This window comes from Streptomyces torulosus, assembly GCF_001419765.1.
Taxonomy (GTDB): domain Bacteria; phylum Actinomycetota; class Actinomycetes; order Streptomycetales; family Streptomycetaceae; genus Streptomyces; species Streptomyces torulosus.
In genome coordinates this window covers 1-3,061 of the sequence record NZ_LIRK01000485.1, presented here as the reverse complement: position 1 = coordinate 3,061, position 3,061 = coordinate 1, and the positions used below count along the sequence as shown (strand labels likewise).

The 3,061-nt window shown below is 71.4% G+C and carries 2 protein-coding genes; both read left to right on the top strand.

Annotated elements, in window-relative coordinates; all coding sequences use genetic code 11:
- Positions 1-175: 175 nt before the first annotated feature.
- Positions 176-1,381, top strand: coding sequence for an aromatic ring-hydroxylating oxygenase subunit alpha (locus tag AOK23_RS30520; protein WP_240496637.1), 1,206 nt, complete (start codon positions 176-178; stop codon positions 1,379-1,381).
- A partial coding sequence (locus AOK23_RS30515) for a formyltransferase family protein (RefSeq protein ID WP_276205770.1) occupies positions 1,378-3,061 on the top strand: 1,684 nt, incomplete at its 3' end. The genes AOK23_RS30520 and AOK23_RS30515, both read left to right, overlap by 4 nt.

Sequence of the window (3,061 nt, the reverse complement as noted above, 5' to 3'; positions counted from 1 at the left end):
AGGAGTGCGCGCCGCCCCGGCCCGCCGCCTCGCACGGAGTCGCGCCACCGACCACCACCGGCCGGGGCGGGCGCACTCCTGGGGGCCGTCGCACTCCCGTGCGTACGCGCCGTGGTCCGGGCCCGGCGCCCTCCTCCACCGCCTTCCCGCACCTCACCCTGAGGGAGCCCAGCAGATGACGCGCGCGTCCAGCATGTTCGACCTCATCAGCGAGCAGACCGAGCAGAGGCCCTACTTCGAGTCCGGTGGCATCGGCCGGTCGCACGAGTTCTACACCGGCGAGGAGCAGTTCCAGCGGGAGATGTCCCGCATCTACGGCCGGCACTGGCTCCCGGTCGACCATGTCTCCCGCCTGAAGGAGAAGGGCGCCTACAGCACCCTCAACATCGGCAGCGGCTCCGTCCTCCTCCTCCACGGCGACGACGGCATCCAGGCGTACCACAACTACTGCCGCCACCGGGGCTACAAGCTCGTGGAGGAACCCAGCGGCAAGCGGCAGAGCCTCGTCTGCCTGTACCACTGCTGGGTCTACGACCGGAACGGCCGGCTGAAGAGCCTCAACGGCACCTACTTCGACCACTTCTTCGAGAAGGAGAAGAACGGTCTGGTGCCCATCCGCACCGAGATCCGCCACGGCGTCGTCTTCATCACCTTCTCCGACGACGCCCCAGACCTCGACGAAGTCCTCGGCGAATTCGGGGAGTTCGCGCGGGTCTACGAACTCGCGGACCTGGAGTGCGTCCAGGCCAAGGACTATCCCGTCGCCTCCAACTGGAAGCTCGTCGCGCACAACGTCAACGAGAGCCTGCACTTCCCGACCGCCCACAAGGACCTGCACCGCATCACCGACTTCGACGACGCCGGCACCTACGACCTCCGGGGCGACATCGTCGGGGCGTGGCAGTCCATCCGCAGTGGCTTCAACTCCGTGTCCATGACGGGACACAGCCGACGCACCCCGCTGCCGCTCGTGCCCGAGGCGGACCGGCAGCGGATCAACTGGATCACCATCCTGCCCAACCTCCTGTTCGGGTTCACCGCCGACTACGTGATGATGCAGTGGGTCTGGCCCGAGAGCCCCGGCACCTGCTTCGTACGGCACTTCTGGCTGTTCCACCCCTCCGAGACCGCCAAGGGCGACTTCTCCCACGAAGCCGTGTTCGCCCTGTGGGACAAGGCGAACTACGAGGATTGGGAGATGTGCGAGCGCACCCACCGCGGCCTGTCGAACCCGCTGTGGACGCCGGGCCAGCTCTCCCTCGACGAGGAGGTCGTCTCCCAGGTCGACGCCTGGGTCGCCGCCCGCACCGCGGACCACGCGCGGGACACGGAGGCCACCGAACCCGCCCGCCCCGCCGCCGTGGCAGAGGGGGGAGCATGACGACCACCTGCTACGTCATAGGAGGCACCAGGGTCCTCACCCGGTGCACGGAGAAGCTGCTCGACGCGGGCGTACACGTCGAGGGAGTCCTCAGCGAGGATCCCGCGGTAGTGGCGTGGGCCGGCGAACACGACGTGCCCGTGCTCGACCCGCACGGCGACCTCGCGGCGACCCTGTCCCGCCGGCCGTTCGACTATCTGCTCAGCATCGTCAACTTCCGCATCCTGACCGGGGACGTCCTGAACCTTCCCCGGGTGGCCGCCGTCAACTTCCACGACGGCCCCCTGCCCCGCTACTCCGGCAGCCACGTCCCGGCCTGGGCGCTGTACGAGGGCGCCACCCGGCACGCGGCGACCTGGCACCGGATGACGGAGGCCGTGGACGCGGGCAGCGTCCTCCTCGAACGCTGGTTCCCGGTGCGCGACCACTCCACCGCGCTGTCCCTGACGTACGAGACCGCCGAGGTCGGAATCGACCTGTTCGACAACCTCGTCCCGCACATCGTGGCGGGCACCCTGCCCGGCCCCGTCGACACCGCCGACCGGGAGCGCCGCTTCTACCGGCGGTCCGCGCGCATGGCCTCCGGCGGCATCGTCCATGTCGGCACCCCGGCCGCCGAGGCCGCCCGGATCTCCAAGGCCCTGGACTACGGCAGCTTCCCCAACCCGCTCGGCATCCCCACCCTCGTCACCGAACAGGGCGCCGTCCTCACCCGGCAGATCAGACTGATCCCCCGCGAAGACCCTCGCACGGACACCGTGGTGCAGTCCGTGACCAGCTCGGCGCTCACCCTGTCCGCCCCGGACGCCGACCTCGTCCTCAGCGACTTCACCGCCCTCGACGGCAGCGCCCTCAGTGGCCAGGCCGCCGCACAGCGGCTCGGCGCCGTCGAAGGCGCCCCCCTGCCTCCCGTCAGCGAGGAACGGCTCGCCGCCGTCGCAGCCGCCCAGAAGGCACTGCGCCCCCACGAACCCTGGTGGCGCGCCCGGCTGCTCGACCTGCGCCCGGCCCGGCTGCCCGTCGACGACTTCAGCGCCGGCGCGGCCCACTACGGCCGCTACGAACTCGCTTTCGTCCCCGGCTCCCGCGAGGAGACCATCAGCGTCGTCCGCGCCTTCCTCGACACCGTGGCCGAACGCGCCGACGAACCGGCCTTCGACTTCGCCTGGTCGCCGTCGGCCGCCCGCGCCCGCGCCGAGGACACCCACGGCATCGCCGCCGCGCGATTCCCCGTCCGGTACGACGGCGACAGCGCGAACGCCCTGCGCGCCAAGCTCGACGAGGCCGCGGCCCGGAACGGCTACACCGCCGACCTGGAGGTCCGGCTCGGCCTCGCCGGGCGGCCCCTGGGGAGCGGGGAGCCCACGTTCACCGACGTGATGGTCCTCGAACGTGGTGCGGGCGAGGAGGCGTCCGCCGAACCGCACACCGAGATCGCGCTCCTCTGCCTCAGGGACGGCCCGCCCACGGTCTTCGTCCGGGACACCGCCATGGCTCGGGAGGAGGCGCTCGCCTTCACCGAGCGCATCGAGGACCTCGCCCTCGCCGCCCTCCTCCACGGCGACGACACCCCGCCCGCCTCCCGAACCGGCGCCACCTCACCCGCCTCCCGGACCGACGACACCCTGCCGGCCTCCCGGACCGGTGCCACCTCGCCCGCCCCCATGTCCGACGGCGACG

Excerpts from the sequence above, each read along its gene's own strand:
- AOK23_RS30520 (WP_240496637.1), top strand. The coding sequence starts at position 176 with ATGACGCGCGCGTCCAGCATGTTCGACCTCATCAGCGAGCAGACCGAG.